The following is a 1,667-nucleotide window of genomic DNA, read 5'->3' as shown; positions in this document are numbered from 1 at the left end:
TGGCCACTGAAGCCATCCATTTCTCCCAACAACGTATTAACAATACCGTGGTAATCACCACTTCTTCTTTGCTGTCCAATTGCATCTATCTCATCGATAAATATGATTGAAGGCGCTAACCTTCTGGCATTGGCGAACAAATCTCTTAGTTTACTTTCTGCAACACCCGCCCCGGGGGATAATAATTCCGCCGAATTTATACTGAAAAAGGGTAAGCCACACTCCCCGGCAGCAGCCCGGGCCAAGAAAGTTTTTCCCGTTCCTGGAGGACCAGCAAGCAAGTATCCTCCGGGAGGTCTAAACCCAAAGCGGCCGATTCTACCAGGATGCTGTAACCAACCTATCGCTCTTGAAATCTGTCTGACACCTCTTTCATTACCAACAATATCACTGAATTTAAGATCGGGAATTTCGCCAAGCCCAGACATTTGGCCCTCATCACCAGGCGTTATAATCGGTTCTAAGCGTGTGAGTATGGTTTCTAATGTGATGTGGTCTGTCTTGGCCTTAGCTCGCCAATCAAACTGCAAGCGTTTACGCTCTCTGACAACAGCCTGAACAAGTCGCGCAAGTCTTCTTTTCTTGAGCATCAAAGTCACTTCATTAATAAAGTCTTCAGGTCTTTTGCTTTGATAGGTCAGAACCGCAGTTATTCCATCGATAGACTTTGCAGCTTTGATAGCCTTTTCTGTCACTTTGGCACGTCCAGGATCGCGACAGAAGGCGACGATAGGAACATCTAGAAATCTATTGCGCAGCTCCATAATCAGGCTTAGCGCTGTCGTACTCTTTAGCTGCGCCACATCATCTTCTATAAAGAGATCTATAAGAATTAGGTCTGGACGAAGTTCTTTACTCACTATTTGAGAGCTCATCTCATGAGCAATTCGTTTATGGCGGATTGGCAAACCAGCTTTAGCACAACCCTGAATAATTTGTGCTTCGGTTCTATCGTCATCATCGACAATGAGTACGGTTTCTGGGTTATCTAGTCCTCGATCGGCCATTAAGCTATTAAGAACATCTTCTAATCCACTTACCTTCACTGAGATATAAAACTCTTCTCCCGGTAAAGAAGAGTTTTCATAACATTCTAGAATCGGTTCCAAGCAATCTACAATATCAGACTCTGCGGCGCTATTAGCAGTTCGAGCAGATAGGTCAGGCAAACGCTTTAGTAGGTTAATGGTCGCCAATTCAGTTGAGCAATCAGGCGTGTCAACCGCCAGAGTTGATATCTCACTTGAACATCTTTTCCAAGAAGACTTATATATGTCTAGCAAATGTTCCGGACAAAGTGATTCAAAGACGAGTAAGTGCCCTTTACTCAGTCGATTCACGAACTCAGGAGATAGACCTTTATCGCTATTATTTTTATCTTGTCTTAGAAGCCCCCCAAGGCTGGTCGTATCCAGTGTTCCGAAAACCTGACCACTTTCACGTCTTTGTGAAAGCTCTTCACTCCCCAAATTCGTTGTAAACAGAATAAATGTTTGAGAGAAATCTACCCACTTAAAAGAAGTGCTATCCTGGCAGAGACCTCTGTCTAAGATTGCCAACAAAGATTGAATGATTTGCGGATGTGCCTTTTCAATTTCATCAAAAAGAATGACTGTTTTGGGGTAGCAATAAACTTGAGTAGTGAGTTCGCCCATAGATGGGTCAGC

Annotated in this window: 1 protein-coding gene; it reads right to left on the bottom strand. The window is 43.8% G+C overall.

What is annotated here, in order from left to right; genetic code table 11:
- Window positions 1-1,667, bottom strand: a 1,667-nt coding sequence (locus tag A3757_RS17150) for an AAA family ATPase (protein ID WP_156506381.1), incomplete at both ends; no start/stop codon positions are given.

The organism is Oleiphilus sp. HI0117 (assembly GCF_001635235.1).
Note: the sequence above shows the minus strand (reverse complement) of the source record. Positions and strands in the feature narration are given on the sequence as shown.